Annotated in this window: 16 protein-coding genes; 13 read left to right on the top strand and 3 right to left on the bottom strand. The window is 52.1% G+C overall.

Translation table 11 applies throughout. The annotated features are described in order from the left end of the window. Positions 1 to 94 precede the first annotated feature (94 nt). The 3 genes from groL to GA0061077_RS01625 all read right to left on the bottom strand — a co-directional run bounded on the left by groL (position 95) and on the right by GA0061077_RS01625 (position 3,025). A complete protein-coding gene (groL, locus tag GA0061077_RS01635; RefSeq protein ID WP_091847186.1) occupies positions 95 to 1,723 on the bottom strand; it encodes a chaperonin GroEL in 1,629 nt (542 codons plus the stop codon). A 226-nt stretch (positions 1,724 to 1,949) separates the two neighbouring features. Next, positions 1,950 to 2,153 carry a cold-shock protein gene (locus GA0061077_RS01630; RefSeq protein WP_091847588.1) on the bottom strand — a complete coding sequence of 68 codons (204 nt, stop codon included), beginning with the start codon at positions 2,151 to 2,153 and terminating at the stop codon, positions 1,950 to 1,952. Positions 2,154 to 2,377: 224 nt separating this feature from the next. Then, entirely contained in the window at positions 2,378 to 3,025 is a 648-nt protein-coding gene (locus tag GA0061077_RS01625) for a LytR C-terminal domain-containing protein (RefSeq protein WP_091847185.1), read from the bottom strand. Between the two features lie 113 nt (positions 3,026 to 3,138). Between GA0061077_RS01625 and GA0061077_RS01620 the strand changes: the two genes are divergently transcribed. The 13 genes from GA0061077_RS01620 to GA0061077_RS01560 all read left to right on the top strand — a co-directional run bounded on the left by GA0061077_RS01620 (position 3,139) and on the right by GA0061077_RS01560 (position 16,845). Continuing rightward, entirely contained in the window at positions 3,139 to 3,879 is a 741-nt protein-coding gene (locus GA0061077_RS01620; RefSeq protein ID WP_091847184.1) for a uracil-DNA glycosylase, read from the top strand. Positions 3,880 to 3,954: 75 nt separating this feature from the next. Beyond that, the gene (locus GA0061077_RS01615) at positions 3,955 to 4,992 is read left to right on the top strand and encodes an AAA family ATPase (RefSeq protein ID WP_375773966.1); all 1,038 of its coding nucleotides are present in this window, start codon (positions 3,955 to 3,957) and stop codon (positions 4,990 to 4,992) included. After that, the gene (locus GA0061077_RS01610) at positions 4,989 to 5,948 is read left to right on the top strand and encodes a DUF58 domain-containing protein (protein ID WP_091847182.1); all 960 of its coding nucleotides are present in this window, start codon (positions 4,989 to 4,991) and stop codon (positions 5,946 to 5,948) included. Before GA0061077_RS01615 ends, GA0061077_RS01610 begins: the two co-directional genes overlap by 4 nt. Continuing rightward, complete coding sequence (locus tag GA0061077_RS01605; RefSeq protein WP_091847181.1) at positions 5,945 to 6,550, top strand: hypothetical protein; 606 nt, start codon at positions 5,945 to 5,947, stop codon at positions 6,548 to 6,550. Before GA0061077_RS01610 ends, GA0061077_RS01605 begins: the two co-directional genes overlap by 4 nt. Then, complete coding sequence (locus tag GA0061077_RS01600; protein ID WP_091847180.1) at positions 6,547 to 7,605, top strand: VWA domain-containing protein; 1,059 nt, start codon at positions 6,547 to 6,549, stop codon at positions 7,603 to 7,605. Before GA0061077_RS01605 ends, GA0061077_RS01600 begins: the two co-directional genes overlap by 4 nt. Before the next feature lie 11 nt (positions 7,606 to 7,616). Beyond that, positions 7,617 to 8,669: a vWA domain-containing protein gene (locus GA0061077_RS01595; RefSeq protein WP_375773972.1), complete on the top strand. Its 1,053-nt coding sequence runs from the start codon at positions 7,617 to 7,619 to the stop codon at positions 8,667 to 8,669. Further along, positions 8,666 to 9,313: a DUF6466 family protein gene (locus GA0061077_RS01590; protein WP_091847178.1), complete on the top strand. Its 648-nt coding sequence runs from the start codon at positions 8,666 to 8,668 to the stop codon at positions 9,311 to 9,313. Before GA0061077_RS01595 ends, GA0061077_RS01590 begins: the two co-directional genes overlap by 4 nt. A 48-nt stretch (positions 9,314 to 9,361) precedes the next feature. Next, entirely contained in the window at positions 9,362 to 10,807 is a 1,446-nt protein-coding gene (purB, locus tag GA0061077_RS01585; protein ID WP_091847177.1) for an adenylosuccinate lyase, read from the top strand. After that, positions 10,804 to 13,338 (top strand): lysylphosphatidylglycerol synthase transmembrane domain-containing protein, encoded by a 2,535-nt coding sequence (locus tag GA0061077_RS01580; protein WP_234696459.1) that lies wholly within the window; start codon positions 10,804 to 10,806, stop codon positions 13,336 to 13,338. The genes purB and GA0061077_RS01580 overlap by 4 nt, the downstream gene beginning before the upstream one ends. A gap of 256 nt (positions 13,339 to 13,594) precedes the next feature. Then, positions 13,595 to 13,879, top strand: coding sequence for an HU family DNA-binding protein (locus tag GA0061077_RS01575; RefSeq protein ID WP_033521170.1), 285 nt, complete (start codon positions 13,595 to 13,597; stop codon positions 13,877 to 13,879). Positions 13,880 to 14,019: 140 nt separating this feature from the next. Then, entirely contained in the window at positions 14,020 to 14,874 is an 855-nt protein-coding gene (locus GA0061077_RS01570) for an inositol monophosphatase family protein (protein ID WP_091847176.1), read from the top strand. 202 nt (positions 14,875 to 15,076) lie between these two features. After that, on the top strand, positions 15,077 to 15,274 hold the full coding sequence (locus GA0061077_RS01565; protein WP_091847175.1) for a ubiquitin-like protein Pup: 198 nt from the start codon (positions 15,077 to 15,079) through the stop codon (positions 15,272 to 15,274). Then, the gene (locus GA0061077_RS01560; RefSeq protein WP_091847586.1) at positions 15,274 to 16,845 is read left to right on the top strand and encodes a proteasome accessory factor PafA2 family protein; all 1,572 of its coding nucleotides are present in this window, start codon (positions 15,274 to 15,276) and stop codon (positions 16,843 to 16,845) included. The genes GA0061077_RS01565 and GA0061077_RS01560 overlap by 1 nt, the downstream gene beginning before the upstream one ends. The last annotated feature ends 9 nt before the right edge of the window (positions 16,846 to 16,854 follow it).

Here is a 16,854-nt window from a genome sequence, read left to right as displayed (position 1 = left end):
TATGCGAAATGCCGGCCTCCTTGAAACCTCATCTGACAACTCTCCCTATTATGCCTTCGGATTAGCCAATAGAGGGAGGATCAGTGGGGGGGGGTTAGTAGCCCATATCGGCGCCCTGACCTGGAGCAGGGGCAGCCTTGGGTTCAGGCTTGTTAGCCACAACAGCTTCAGTCGTCAAGAAAAGACCCGCGATAGAAGCAGCGTTTTGGAGGGCGGAGCGGGTGACTTTCAGCGGGTCAGCGACACCAGCGGCAAGCAAATCCTCATATTCGTTGGACGCAGCATTGAAGCCTTGTCCGTCGGGAAGTTCACGAACCTTGTTGAGCACGACGTCGCCCGAGACACCGGAGTTTTCAGCAATCTGTTTTATCGGCGCTTCGATGGCCCGGAAGACAATTGCTGCACCGGTAGCTTCTTCATCTGCGAGCGACTTGATGTCTGCAGATTCCTCGGCCTTCTTTGCAGCCTGAACGAGTGCCACACCGCCACCGGGCAACAGTCCCTCCTCGATGGCTGCCTTTGCGTTACGCACTGCATCCTCGATGCGATGTTTGCGTTCCTTCGCCTCGACTTCAGTAGCCGCACCAACCTTGATGACAGCCACACCACCGGCGAGCTTGGCGAGACGCTCCTGCAGCTTCTCACGATCGTAATCGGAATCGGTGTTGTCGATCTCCGCACGTATTTGAGAAACACGAGCATCAACATCTTCCCTGGAACCTGCACCGGAAACAATGGTGGTCTCATCCTTGGAGACGATGACCTTCTTGGCCTGACCAAGCACGGACATATCGACGGAGTTGAGCTTGAGACCCAAGTCATCAGAGACGACCTGTGCGCCCGTAAGAATGGCGATATCCTGCAACATGGCCTTACGGCGATCACCGAAGCCCGGAGCCTTGACCGCGCAAGAATTGAAGGTACCACGAATCTTGTTGAGAATCAGGGTCGGCAGCGCTTCTCCATCGACATCCTCTGCAATGATGAGCAACGGCTTGCCGCTCTTCATAACGAGCTCGGCGATGTGGACCACATCCTCCTGGCTGGAGAGCTTGCCACCCGTCAGCAGAATATATGGATCATCGAGAACAGCGGTCTGCTCATCATTGTTGGTGACGAAGTACGGGGAGATATAGCCCTTGTCAAAACGCATACCCTCAGTGAAATCGAGATCAAGACCGAAACGGTTGTTGTCTTCGACGGTCACAACACCATCCTGACCAACCTTGTCGAGAGCTTCAGCGATCTTCTCGCCGATCTCAGGATCACCTGCTGAAATCGTCGCGGTTGCAGCAATCTGCTCCTTGGTCTCGACATCCTTGGCGACGGAAACCAGTTCCTTCACCACAGAGTCGGAAGCCTTCTCGATACCACGGCGCAACGCAACCGGGTTCGAACCAGCAACGACGTTTTTAAGGCCTTCGTGCACAAGCGACTGCGCAAGCACAGTAGCGGTGGTGGTGCCGTCTCCAGCAACGTCATCGGTCTTCTTGGCAACTTCCTTGACCAACTCCGCACCGATACGTGCATAAGGGTCTTCAAGGTCGATTTCCTTGGCGATCGAAACACCATCGTTGGTGATGGTAGGAGCACCATAGCTCTTATCAAGTACCACATTGCGGCCCTTCGGGCCCAACGTGACCTTTACGGTGTTAGCGAGTTCATCGAGACCCGCAAGCATTCCTTGACGAGCTTCCTCGTCATAAGCAATCATCTTTGCCATTGTTTCCTCCACAAGTGGCTACAAAGCTAATATTTACTCACTCAAAGGTCTCAAAATGGATAGCCGACCGTCAGCTGCCAGTTATCACTCTCAGGCTTCGAGTGCTAACTGCAAGATTAGCACTCGAAGCGGTTGAGTGCCAAAACTTTCCAAATTGCGCTGTTGACATAAAAACAGGCCCTGATTCAAAAGAATCAAGACCTGTCAAATTTGAGGGATAAAGCAATCACATCCTCGAGACGGTGGTAGCTTGCAGACCCTTGGGGCCCTGCTCAAACTCGTACTCTACTTTGTCGCCATCATCAAGCTTTTTAAAGCCTTCACTCTGAATAGCAGAATAGTGTACGAACACATCCTCGCTCCCATCGTCGGGACTAATGAATCCGTAACCCTTGCCAGCATTGAAGAACTTAACGGTACCTTGTGCCATAATAACCATTCTCTCATCAGTTTTTGTCACGCGAAAACAATATGAAGAACCCGGCTGATTCCGAGTACCACATCACGCAACATATTACTAACTATAGTCAGAACTACGGTCAAAATAGCGCAACACGCCGAAAAAATCTGGCGCAAATGACAAAACATAGGAATTTGCTGCGTGCCGTCAAACAATCGCTAGTCAACACGTGGCAACATATCGCATTTAGCTAATTAGTTAAGTAACACGGCCACAATCGGTTGGGCCGTTCCGTTTTGCTGTTCAACTGCGGTGATACCTAAGGCGTTTGCAACATCTTGCGCCGTGGCCTTGTCATTCTCATTCTGATACCAAACAACGGAAGCCTTGGGAAGTTGTCCGCTCGGATTTGTCGCCGTTACGGACGAATATCCTGCCTGTTGAAGCACTGCCTGTTTCTTGGCACCATACCCATTGATACGGGTTGCATTGACAATCCGAATTGTGGTCTGCTTGTTTACCTGCTGTGTAGGCTGAGGCGACGGCTGCTGCTCCATTGCGGAATCATCAGCCTTTGTGTCGTCCTTCTCGGTGTCGCCCTTCTTGGATTCTTCCTTTTGGGAATCATCCTCCTTCTCGTCGGCATCCTTTTTCTTCTTACTGGAAGTGTCGGTCTGCGACGTGTTCTGATCCTTGTCCACAAAGACCTTCTGAAGCTCCTGAGAATAGAATCCCCATACTAAAAGACCGGCCAAAGCCGCAACAATCAACACGACGAGATAAGGCACCAGACGTGTCCACCACGGTGTATTGCCTCGATGAACTCCCATAGGACCTGCGGGAGGGTTGTCAAAAGCGTCCTTCTGATAGGACTCGTACGTATCTCGTTGATCGCGAACCATGTTCCCTCCACATATTTTTCGTTCAAGCGTCTACAAGCCAGTGTAGCGTTTGGCACTGCCAAAGGCCAGAAACAAAGCCTGCAAACCAACTGACCGGATTTAAAGTTATAGTCATGACCGAAAACAACATCAAACCTCTTTCCGAACTGGTGGAGCCTGGTTGGACACAGGCACTTGCCGACGTGGAACCGACCATTCACCGCATGGGCGATTTCCTGCGCGCAGAGCATAAGGCAGGTAGGCGGTCACTACCGGCAAGTGCCAACATTCTCAGGGCCTTCACCATACCGTTCGATTCGATCAAAGTACTGATTGTCGGACAAGACCCCTACCCCACACCGGGCCATCCTGTCGGACTCAGTTTCTCTGTGGCGCCCGATGTCAGACCGGTGCCGAAAAGCCTCCAGAACATATACAAGGAAATGCACGACGATCTCGGTCTATCAACTCCCGACAACGGCGATCTGACTCCATGGTGCACGCAAGGAGTTATGTTGCTCAACCGCTGCCTAACGGTGGGAGTCGGACGGCCCAACAGCCACCAAGGAAAAGGCTGGGAGGAAGTCACCGATGCCGCAATCCGGGCGCTGAATGCCCGCACCGACGAGCAAGGTCGCCCAAAGCCCCTGGTTGCCATTCTTTGGGGACGAAATGCACAAAGTCTTGAGCCGTTGCTGACACATGCCACCGTCATCAAGTCACCACACCCGAGCCCGCTTTCGGCCTCGCGCGGATTCTTTGGATCAAAGCCATTCTCGAGGGCTAACGAGGCACTACGCGAAATGGGTGTCGAACCCGTCAATTGGGACCTGACCTCCGCCCCAACAGCTAGAATGCCTCACACAGAGCAATAGCATCATAAACACGGAAGAATCGAAGAATTGAGCGATATGGCATTGTTTTCACCACGTTCCCAGGAAGACCAACCAATGAGCCAACAACTTAATACACCAGTGCCAGCACCTGTATCACCAAGTGCCGGTGCCACTGATGGAGCACGCGCCAAGCAACTTTCAGATCGCATTCGCGCCCGCTTCTCACAAACGCTGATCGGCCAGGAGGATTTGCGTGAGGCCCTTATCACCACAATGATCGCAGGTGGCCACATACTTATTGAATCGGTGCCAGGATTGGCCAAGACCACTGCGGCGCAGACGCTGGCAACATCCGTTTCCGGCTCATTTCGCCGCGTGCAATGCACACCAGATCTCATGCCGTCCGATTTAACAGGAACTCAGATCTTCAACTTTTCAACGCAGCAGTTCTCCACACAGGTCGGACCGATTCACGCCAACTTTGTGTTGCTTGACGAAATCAATCGTTCTAACGCCAAGACGCAATCAGCCATGCTGGAGGCCATGTCCGAAGGAGCGACGACGATTGGTGGCAAACGCATCGCCCTTCCCCGACCATTCATGGTCATTGCCACGGAAAACCCAATCGAGGAAGAGGGCACCTACAACCTGCCCGAAGCTCAGATGGACCGTTTCATGATGAAAGTGGTCATGACCTATCCGGATGCCAAAGACGAAACCCGGATGCTTGCTCTGCTCACCCAACGCGGCACGGACTCAGTAGATCCCACAGCACCAGTTGAAGATGCACTAAGTATCGCGGATGTCGATTTCTTGCGCGCAGCAGCACGGCGGGTCCATGTAAGCGAATCCATTCTCAACTACGCCGTTGATCTCACAGCGGCGACACGAGGAGCCGGAAGCCGACCCATCAAGAATCTCGCAACAAGAGTGCGTCTCGGCGCCAGCCCGAGAGCTTCAATTGCCTTGGTTCGCGTCGGACAGGCGCAAGCATTGCTCAACGGACGCGATTACGTTGTTCCCGAAGACATCAAAAGGTTTGCACATGAAATTCTTCGCCACCGCATTCTGCTGACTTTCGAGGCGCAGGCCGAGGGCATGTATTCCGATCAAATCATCGATTCCGTCGTTGAAACGGTACCTGTTCCATGAGTTCGTTCATTTCCGATACTTCGTTGCACACGGCACCAGTTCGCAAAAAGGTTGAGACATTGTCTTCGGCACTCAGTTTGCCAACCGTTCGTCGTGCTTTGGGTATGTTTGAGGGAGAGCATCCCTCTTCACGATTAGGCGGCAACGACGACCCTCTATCGGCCAGAGATTATGCATTTGAAGACGAAGCACGACTTATCGATTGGAAGTCCAGCGCCAAAAACGGTCATCCTATGGTTGTTGACCGAGAACGTTCTGTCACTTCTCGTGTGCATCTGCTGATAGACAACGGAATAGAGATGGATGGCCGCACGGAAAGCGGGGAAACTGCGTTACAAGTTGCCGCGAACGCCATGTGCATGTTTGCTGCACTGAGCACTAGAAGACATGACACAATCTCCCTTGTCTTCGGTGATAGCAAAAGCATCATTCGCAAACCGTTCAAAGGCGGCCTTGCTCAATTCGAGCAGTCCATCGATGAGGGAATCGGCGACCGGGAACGGTCTTCACGTAATTTCAATGCACTGCTCGACTACGCACACACGTTGGGAGACAAGGGGTCACTTGTTATCATTGCCACCGACGACCATGCGTTGGATGTCAAACAGATGCGTGTAGTTCGTTTAATAGCCGCGATGCATCCGCTCATTCTTATCGACGTAGTCCCCCTCAATCCATTCCGGCCAATCACTCTCGGCCATGTAATCGATGGCGTTGACAGCCGGAGAATACCCGCTTTCATGATTTCCGAAAAAAATGCAACTGCCGTGGATGCCCACCGACAGTATGTGGCCACTCAGCTTGCCGATGAACTCAAAAAAAACAAGGCCACGCTGATACGCGCTGCCTCCAGCGACGAAATGTTTTCCAAGTTCCTTCATTTGGTTAGCATGACACTGAAAACACCATCATTGTCAACGGGTCTGACGATGGTAGGGTCAGGTGAGCAACGATGAACTTCATCACTCTACCTTCTTCAATATTGGGCTCTGATTTGCTGCCAGCCAGTCGGTTGACATCATCCATTCCCGGTTTTACCGAGAATACATTTACGGCATTACCTCAGCCGGAAAGCCTTATCGAAGTGCCCGCAGCACTGATTGTGGCCCTTGTTGTCTGCCTGTGCACTGCGGCGCTACTGATAGTTGTCATTGCCTTGCTTTCACGGCCGCGCAAACAGGCTGATGCGAAATCACGTGGAGCCCATGCCGTCGGCAATGACAAAAAGACGTGGCACAGACGGATTGATGAAATCGTCAACCGCTACGAGCGGAACGATCTGAAGCGAGAAGAAGCACTGAATGAGTTGGCACAAACAGCACGTGAGTTCGCTGGCATTCAGACCGGTAAAGATATGAGTTCCTACACACTTTCCGACATCAGCGGTTTGCCGGTTCACGAAACCTTCGATCCAGGGATGAAGTTGCTGCGACAAACCATCTCCGCCCTTTACCCTCCTGAATTTGCTGATGTCAAGCGGCATGCCGAAGCCCAGTATGTCGACGTACATCAAGCTGCGGAATGGGTCGCCAATCTGATCGAAAGGTGGCGCAAGTGAATTTCGAATGGCGTTGGCCTTGGGCCGGACCAGTGGGACTGCTTCTCGCCGTAGTGCTGATTGTCGTCTGGATGGTGTTCTCTTCACATCGACACAGCAAGATTGCACAGCTTCCCGTCTATCATCTCGACGAAGACCTCAATATCGAACATGTGGTGGACCAGTTCCATCAGTGGCGTCTGCTCGGTCGCACGGCTACGGCGTTATTGGTGGTGTCGCTACTGCTTTCCTTGGCAACCATATCAAGGCCTTCAACTATCGACAAGGCCGATGAGCGAGCGAGCAATCGCGACATCATCCTGTGCTTGGATGTCTCCCCGTCCATGCTTTCCTACGACCATGAGGTGCTTGCTGCCTATCAAGAACTCATCAGCAATTTCAAGGGTGAGCGCATCGGATTGAGCATCTTTAATTCGACTTCGCGCACGTTGTTCCCACTGACGGATGACTACCGACTAGCTTCCGACCAACTCAAAAAAGCGGGTGACATCTTGGGAAAGGTCTCTTCACAGGACAAAATCGACAGAACCGATGCACGTACCAGACAGGATTTTTCGGACCTTATAGACGGCACCCAGAATCGCAAGGATCAGACCAGTCTTATCGGTGACGGTTTGGTGAGCTGTGCAGCTATGTTGCCCGGTTTCACGTATGGAAAGTCGAATAAAACCCCTGCTCAAAGCGACAAGGCCTCAATCGTGCTCGCCACTGACAATTTCTCCGGCTCTTCAACCTACACTCTGGCTTCAGCTCTGGATCTGACGCATCAAGCCGGCATCGTGGTCGATGGAATGTATGCCGGACCATCTGCAAACGAGCATGATGAGACAACCATCCAGATGGAAAACGATATCGTGTCTCATGGCGGTTCATATTTCTCGGTACACTCCGGCAAGCCAATCGAAAGTCTGGTACAGGGCATCGAGAAGCGCAAGAACCAAGACGAGCAGCACATCCGCAGAACGGCGCTGGTTGATACGCCAGGATGGTGGACGCTGGCACTGGCAGTACTTGTTGTGTTGTGGATATGCTTGGCTTGGAGGCTTAATCGATGAATCTGGACAGTATTTCGAACGTTCGCCTCGCTCCAGCTTTGGGATGGACAGCCGGCCTAGCCATCACAGTAATAATGATTGGATTCGCCATTGCGGTGGTCGTAGTTCATATGCGCAGCAAGGGGCACAGCGATGAAACGCTGTGGTCATGCATACGTCGTTGCGCCATTTGTCTTGTTATCGCCGCTCTGGCACTTACTCCATCGACCATAACAAGCACTACCAGCAGAGCCATCAATACCACAGATATTATCGTGGCCACCGATGTTACCGGATCAATGGCGGTCAACGATGCTCACTACGGATCAGAAAACACGCTCACCCGACTCGACGCCGCGAAAAAAGCCGTCGATGATCTGACGGACATTTATGAAAATTCCAGTTTCGCAGCTGTCCGTTTTGGCGTAAGCGCAACATTGGACGTACCTCTGACTCCCGATACCTGGGCAATACGTAGCTGGGCAGATGGTCTTAAGCCAGAACCGACATCGGTTTCGACCGGATCGTCACTCGACTCCCCCATTGATCCATTACTGGTGACGCTCAAATCCATACGGCAGGCGCATCCGGAAGACCATATCGTCCTGTATTACATTTCTGACGGCGAACAGACCGACGCAAAATCACGACGAACATTCTCATCACTGCGCCAGTATCTTGACGATGCCTTTACCATAGCCGTTGGCAGTCCCGAAGGCGGTCAGGTACCAGAAATCAAGGCAACTCCGGATGATCATTCTCATTCATCACTAGGAACAGGAAGCACCACTTCGGAAGGCTGGGTGACGGATCCGTCAACCGGACAACCGGGAATATCCAAGATGAACGTTGAGAACCTAAAGACAATCGCCGACGAAATAAGTGGCAAAAACATTGTTCTGGACGCCACTCATCGACTTGACAAACGTTCGGTAGCCTCCGCATCCCGACGGTTCAGAACCATCGAAACGCCTAAGCGACGGGACCGGGTCACACCGGTGGTCTGGCCACTATCCATTATTTTGGCCGTTTTACTCACCATGGAACTGGCAGCATGGCTGTCGTTAACAAGGAGGCAACTATGAAGCGACAAAAGACCAATGTTGCGCCATTACGACCTTCAACCTCAACAATTGCCGAATCAAACAACAAGAACCGGAAAAACACCACGGTCAGGCAAGCCGCATCTCGCCCAATTGCATCATTGCGTGTACGAGTCGGGCTGGGTGTAGCCGCAGTTGTTCTGATTCTTCTGGCTGGTGTGATTCTGGTGAATCTCAAAGCTATCGACACTTATAACCAAGCCACAACATCCCTCAACGCAAACGTCGAATACGCCAAGAAACCGGATGCCGACCAACAGCAACTCAAGGCACGACTGGACCAAACGAAGGCACAATTCGAACATGCGAAGCGCTTGAGCATTCTACTGCCGTCAAGTACAAAGAAAACCATCGAGTTCAACCAGCGAATTTCACAAAAACTGAATACGGACACCGAACGCAAACTCGTCAAGGTTCAGGCTGATGCAAAAAACTCGAACGATCGAAGCACAGGTACCGGCTCGCAATCGTCGCCTTCAGGACAGAACAGCGAAACAGCGCTGACCGAAGAGCAACGCAAGCAGGTTGAGGATGTCCTCAAAGCCAATACCAGCAACGGCGGCGTTGCGGACGGTAAGAAAAGTCAACCAAACGATGGAAAGGCCACTGGTGTCAAACCATGGTAAATATCGCGAGACTTGTTACAGACAAAGGGTTGAGATAGGCTTGGAACTATGCAGCTGACTCAAATTTCACCGGCAATCCCGTTAACTTCTTTGGATGGACGTTATCATGAACAGACAGCTGCGCTTGCGGAATATCTGAGCGAACCCGCCTTGAATCGTGAGCGCATCACCGTTGAAACCGAATGGATGATTCTTCTGTCCAACGGGTTCGAAGGTAACGGCAACAAGCCGGTGCTTAGTGGCATACAACCATTGAAGAAATCTGAAGTCAACTATCTTCGTGCCATTGCTGACAATTTCGATGCAGATGGCATTGCTCGACATGCTGCATACGAAGCCAAAACCCATCATGATGTCAAAGCGGTGGAATACTACATCGACGATGAACTGGACAAGGCCGCAGAAGTTTTCGGAAGCGATACCCAACTGCCGGGACTGAAGACTTTGGTACATTTCGCCTGCACATCCGAAGACATCAACAATTTGGCCAATGCACGTTGCGTAAAGAAGGCTGTTACGGCGGTCTGGCTTCCCAAGGCGCAGGAACTCATCGATTCCCTTACAAGCAAGGCCAAGGAATACCGTGACCTGCCGATGCTTGCAATGACCCACGGACAGCCCGCTACCCCAACCACGCTAGGAAAAGAATTACAGGTGTTTGTGCATCGTCTGACCCGTCAACTGCGACATGTGCGTGGCCAGGAATACCTTGGCAAATTAAATGGGGCAACAGGCACATTCGGCGCACATGTCGTTGCATGTCCCGACGTCGATTGGTTCGAGATTTCCCGCGAGTTTGTCACAGAGCGTATGGGACTCATCTGGAACCCGCTAACCACCCAAATCGAGAGTCATGATTGGCAGGCCGAGCTCTACAGCTCGATTAGTCACTTCAATCGAATTCTGCACAATCTCGCCGTTGACGTGTGGCTGTATATTTCCCGCGGCATCTTCACCCAAGTCCCCGTCAAGGGCGCAACAGGCTCATCGACCATGCCCCACAAGGTAAATCCGATTCGTTTCGAAAATGCGGAAGCAAATCTGGAACTCTCCTGCTCTCTTCTCGACACGCTTTCGAACACGCTGATCGAAAGTCGCTGGCAACGGGATCTAACCGATTCCACTACCCAGCGCAACGTCGGAGCGGCACTCGGCTATGCAGTGCTAGCGCTAGATAACCTGTCAGGTGGACTTCAGTGCATTCACCCCAATTTCGATGCCATGACCCGCGAACTTGATGACAACTGGGAAGTGCTCGGTGAACCGATTCAGACAGCGATGCGCGCACAGGAATTCGCAGGTCACAAGGGCATGGAACAGCCGTACGAGAAAGTCAAAGAACTCATGCGTGGCAAGAGAATAAGCAGGAGTGATGTCGAGTCTTTCATCGACTCTCTGGATTTCGATGACGAAACCGCCGCGCGCCTTAAAGCACTCACCCCTGAAACCTATACCGGACTCGCCTCGCAGCTGGTGGATTTCGATCTGCAATGACCGATGAAACACGCACCTGCGTACCGGCCGGCAACACTGATACTCCAAAACCTGTGCACGAACCCATCGAAGTCACACCAATGCCAAACGAGAATTCCGTGGGAGCCAACGAGACTTTGAAGAAGAAACAGCCCGCACACATCGTGGACGTAGCACCACAACGCGCACGTAACGCCAACGATCTGTTGCATGCACTGGGAGCCTTGGTTCTGGCGATATCCGTCATCATCTTTGCTACCTATATGCGCGGCATCACAAGCGGTGTGGAGCACGATGCGCAATCAGCAGGTCAGGTCTTGACATGGCTCATGTATCTGCCGGTTTCGATATTGCAGCAGTTCCTGAGTTTCGCCATTGTCATCAGTGTTTTGATTCATCTGATCATTAATCGCGAATGGCTGCAATCAGCTGTTTCAGTAGTCGCACTGTTCAGTGGCTACGCGCTAATTCTCGGACTTTCGTTTGTGCTGGCGTATATCGGCCTCCCGACGCTTCTGGCCGCTTTGCAATCTACAGAAGGTTCAGGACCGGCGATGCTGCCTGATTTCTATGCGGGCATCGGTGCCTTCCTCACCGTTGCCGGACCAAAACGCTCCCGTTCATCGGTGAAATGGGGGTGGAATACCTTGCTGATAGCGGCAGCGGTATTCGTTATCGTTTCACTGCATTCGGTCGCCGGTGTCATCGTTTCCTTCGCCGTAGGCCGTATCATCGGGCTGGTCTTGCGGTTCGCCATGGGCACGCAGACGCGAGGACTGTGGGGAACGGGTGTTATTCAAGCCACACACGGAATCGGTCTGAACATCACAGAACTCCGTCGCCGCATGGATGCGGACAACGAGCCCGGAGTACTCAAAACCAGACTCGATGACGACCTTATCGAAAACTCGCGTATCTACGATGCGAAAGATGAACACGGACAGCACTACATTATTTCGGTACTTGACTCACTGCCCCATGCCGCAGGCTACCTCAATCAGATTTGGCAGGGACTGCGTTTCACCGGGGTGTCGATGCGCCATGATCGTTCGGCAAAAGCTGCAATCCATCACCACTACGCCATGCTTTTGGGGTTGACTTCGTGCGGGCTCACTGCACCCAATGCATACGGTGTAGCCGACGGTGAGGAATCATCGATACTGGTATTCAACGTCACAGGCACTCCGACAATCAGCAACTGCGCAAACCTCGACACCGATTCGATGCACCGATACATGGATTATCTGGCCCAAGCCCATCAGCGCGGCTATTCGCATCATCGAATCACACCCGATACATTGGCACTTATTAATGGCGAACCGGTTATCGTGGGATGGCAGAACGGCGACTATGCCAGCGGCAGCACAAATATCGCCATCGACAAAGTGCAACTGCTGGTTCTTCTGTGCTCACTAACCGATCCCGATCTCGTTATCCAAACCGCATTGAAGACCTGGGGAGCAGAAACGTTGGCCTATTTGGCCCCGTTCGTCCAAAAGGTTGCGGTGCCGTCGGCCACCCGATCGCTGCCGGGATGGAATAAGCAGCTGCTTGATGATGTACGCAATCGGCTCAATGCTTTCGTTCCTGATGAGGAGATCGAAACCACCGAGCCTGTGACCATAGCACGTTTCAATGTCAAGTCATTTGTCTCCATCACGCTTCTGATTGTTGCGGTCGCGGTGATTTTCACGCAGTTGCGCCCCAATGATGTCATCAATGCAGTCAGACATGCAAATATCTTCTGGGCACTCGCGTGTCTTTTCCTTTCGATGCTTGCGTGGTGCGGTTCAGCCATTACGCTCGGGGGATTTATGGACAAGGACAAACGCAACTGGTTTGATCTGTTCTGTTCGCAGGCAGCTGCCGGCTTCACCGCCGTTTCCATGCCGGCAGGCGTGGGGCCGGCTTTCGTTAACCTACAGTTCCTGCGTAAAAACGGTTACAAAAACACCAAGGCTACGGCTGTCATGTCCGTGACATGGGCCGTCCAAGGACTGACGACAATCATACTGTTGCTGATTATGGGTCTGTTCACAGGACGTAACATGTTCTCCGACATGGTTCCCACAAACACCTTGGTTGTCGTTATTGGAGCTATAGCATTGGTGCTGTGCCTGTGCATGGCCGTTCCCCAGATTCGCAAGTTAATCGTAGAAAAGTATCTGCCATTATTGCGTTCATACGCTCATCAATTGGTCGAAGTGCTTTCACAGCCCCAGAAACTCACGGCAGCCATCGCGGGTGCCCTAATCCTCAATATAGCCACGGGACTCGGATTCTGGACGGCACTGATGGCATTCGGAGCTCACTCGAATCCGTTGGAGACCACTTTCGTTTTCCTTTTGGCTAATACACTGGGCAGCGCAATGCCAACTCCCGGTGGCTTGGGTGCTGTCGAAGCCGCATTGACCTTTGCCTTCACCTCAATCGGCGTTCCACCAGCGGTTGCATTGAGTGCCACGTTGGTTTACCGTGTCGGTTTCTACTGGTTACGCATCCCAATTGGCGCACTGGCGATGAAACGACTCGACAACCACAATCTCCTTTGACACTTCACACTGCTCTTAATAAGACAGAAATCAGAGTGTAGTCGTATTTCTTGATGACGTTTACCGTGTTGATTACGACGTAGTTGGCGATTACGTCGTAAAACGACATAAAAAAAGTCCGGACCGAGTTAAATCTTTACAAATCAACGAAAAAACCGCATAAAACTGCGCTATTTGGCAAGAGTTTGGGTTAGACTATATACTTGAAACGTGGCTTTCACCAAACAGGAAAGCCCCTGATTAAGAAGGATTCTTCATGGCATACAACAAGTCTGATCTCGTTTCGAAGATTGCACAGAAGTCCAACCTGACCAAGGCACAGGCCGAAGCGGCTGTCAATGCCTTCCAGGATGTGTTCGTCGAAGCAATGCAGTCCGGCGAAGGCCTGAAGCTGACCGGCCTCTTCTCCGCTGAACGTGTCCGTCGCGCTGCTCGCACCGGTCGCAACCCGCGCACCGGCGAAACGATTAAGATTCCGGCATCCTACGGCGTTCGTATCTCCGCAGGCAGCCTCCTCAAGAAGGCTGTTGCCTCCAAGTGAGTTGAACCACAGGTTTTTTCTGTTTACAGACCTCCAGTCGCAATGCGAACTGGAGGTTTTTTCATAGGCTTATTGAAGCTTATGAGCTCTGCGGACTAAAATATAGAGGCAGGAAAGAAATATGGGCAGGCAGGTGGAAAATGACAACGAATTTACGAGCACTTGCGTTGAAGGCGGCTCAAGTAACAAAGGATGCAGGCAAGCATGCCTTGCATGACCAAATCAATCCACAAGATCTCGATATGTTTGAGATTCCCTCCACCAGCAAACAACTGAGCAGCAGTATCGACGAGAAACTCATCGCTTTTATCGAGAACCGCCTGAATTATTTGGAACCGTACAACGGCATGTGGCGTGACCGACCGGAGGAAACAAAGCCGGGTGACAAATTCTGGTGCGTCGGACCTATTGACGGTGCAATCAATTTCCGTCGGAACATGTCGGAATGGGCCATCACCGTTTCACTTTTCGAATTCAATGAGGAAAACTCGGCTCAGCCCATTCTCGGTGTAGTACACGCACCGGCCCTTGGACTGACGTATCTTGCAGCCAAAGATCATGGTGCCATTCGTATCCGGCATACACCCCTGGGCGAGCAACGCGGCAAAACAATACCTTCGACCACCAGAAGTCTTGCCGGCTCCGTGGTCAGCTTTGGCATGTCGCACGTTCCTGAGGAATCCGCACGCGCTTTCCGAGTACTAAGCGGCATCGCCGACAAACCGGCCGACGTTAAGCGTATCGGTCCTGTTTCCTTGGATCTGTGCAAGGTAGCCGATGGCACCTATGACGCCTACTTCGAGCCGCATCTTCACCAATGGGATATCCCCGCGGTGTCAGCTGGCACCGTCATAGTTCGCCAGGCGGAAGGCAACGTGAGCCGATGGAACGGCAACCCAATTCACTGGCGCAGGGAGAACGATATCGTCGCAACCAACGGTCTTATCGACAATGAGCTCAAGCCTTATCTGATCGATTTGGCGCAACCGTTTTAAAATAATGAAGATTACCCTTTTGCCGTGAGTCTGTGACTTTCACAAGATCTATTTACTTCGTTCAACCCAGGGCAGACAAATCGGGACATCCAAACCACGGACAGAAGCTAGTACATCCCGGACCACGCACTAGAGTATGTGATTAGATACCGGCAACAGGAACAGCTTACCTAAGCCATCCACCAAGACGCAAAGGAGTGGTATGCCACAACAGTTCGCACAATCGCAACATCAGAACTCTGACACATCCGAGAATCAGAAACAGCAATGCTCGGAGAAGATGACTTCGTTACGACATCAACAGGATGCACTTGATGCCGTGCTCGACGACATCTCTTCCACACTGGAAACCGACGCGGAAGAGTATGTTTCCAGCTTCGTGCAAAAAGGCGGCGAATGATGCCCGAGCTGCGAGACAGCAGCAATCATGGTTCAGGAAAACATACCCACCATTGCAAGGAATACGACTCCTACGCACGTATTTTTGGTCTTGAGACCGAGTATGGCGTTTCTGTTACCGAAACCGATCAGTCTTGCGACCCTGGCCAAGTGGCTATGATGATGTTTGCACCGGTGCTTTCACGCTCACGCACGACCAATACCTATTTGGAAAATGGTTCACGTCTGTATCTTGACGTCGGCTCGCATCCCGAGTATGCCACAGCGGAGGCCCGCGATCCCTCGGATGCACTGGTGCAGGATCTGGCCGGCGAAAGCATCATGCGACAACTCGTCGACAACGCTCAGGCTCAATTGCGCAAAACGCATGGGCCGAACGCCACCATTCATCTGTTCAAAAACAATGCCGACAGCGCGGGTCACTCCTTTGGCTGCCATGAGAACTATCTGGTCAGACGGTACGTTTCACTTCCCGCTGTCAACCACCAACTGTTGCCGTTTCTGGTGACCCGACAGATCTTTACCGGAGCAGGACTTGTAAACGAACACGGTTTCGAAATTACGCAGCGTGCGATGTTCCTTGAGGACGGGGTTTCCTCCTCGACAACGCGTTCGCGGCCGATGGTCAACACCCGAGACGAGCCACATGCCAACCCAGATGAATTCCGTCGCCTTCATGTCATTCTCGGCGATTCGAACCGTTCGCAATGGGCCACAATCATGAAACTGGCGACGACACATCTGGTGCTGTGCGTGATTGAAGATGCCGCCAAACGCGGCATCGATTCAGGATTCGAGGCGTGTTCACTCAGCAATCCCAGTGCTGCAAACCAAGCGATGAGCACTGATCTGAGCTGCCATAGGCCAGTGATGGCACTGGAAAACATCAAGTTGTTCAGGTCGGCACAACAGCGCTTTCATGCCAATTCGTCAACCGATTGCGATTCAGCTTTCGTCCGCTATGAGCGCAACGTCCAGATCAGCAACGCCGAAACCGTTAGCGCATTGGAAATCCAATACCTTTATTGGTATATCGTCGCTCAGTTCATTGAAAAGCACACAGGGGAAATCCAAGCATCACTGCCCGAAACCAGTTGTCTGTACGTCCTGAACGAGTGGAAGCACGCCCTTGATGCACTGAACGATGGACAAATAGCTTCGCTGAGCGATCGTGTCGATTGGATAGCAAAGCATCAACTGATCAATCAAATGAGCAAGCGCAATCCAATGTTGTCATCGGTCCAACAACGTGAAATAGATCTGAACTATCACGATATTACCAATGGGACCATCTACCCTTCACTTGTGCACCATAAGCTGATGAATACCCTCGTTTCAGACGATGCTGTACAACAGGCACTGACCCGACCGCCTGCCGATACACGCGCGGCACTGCGAGGGACGTTCATTCGATGCGCACTGCGTACGGGAGTTTCATTCAGCTGCGACTGGACGCATCTGAAGACTACGGTGCCTGTTCATGGTGAAGCTGAGATCAACGACCCATTTGATTATCGCGGCGACGCGCAATATGCAGGATTGATCGAGAGTATGAAACGGTCCGAAGTCTGACACCGTAAG

This window comes from Bifidobacterium commune (assembly GCF_900094885.1).
In the GTDB taxonomy this organism is placed as follows: Bacteria; Actinomycetota; Actinomycetes; order Actinomycetales; family Bifidobacteriaceae; genus Bifidobacterium; species Bifidobacterium commune.
The sequence above is the reverse complement of the archived record's forward strand: the minus strand, read 5'-3'. Positions and strand labels throughout refer to the sequence as shown.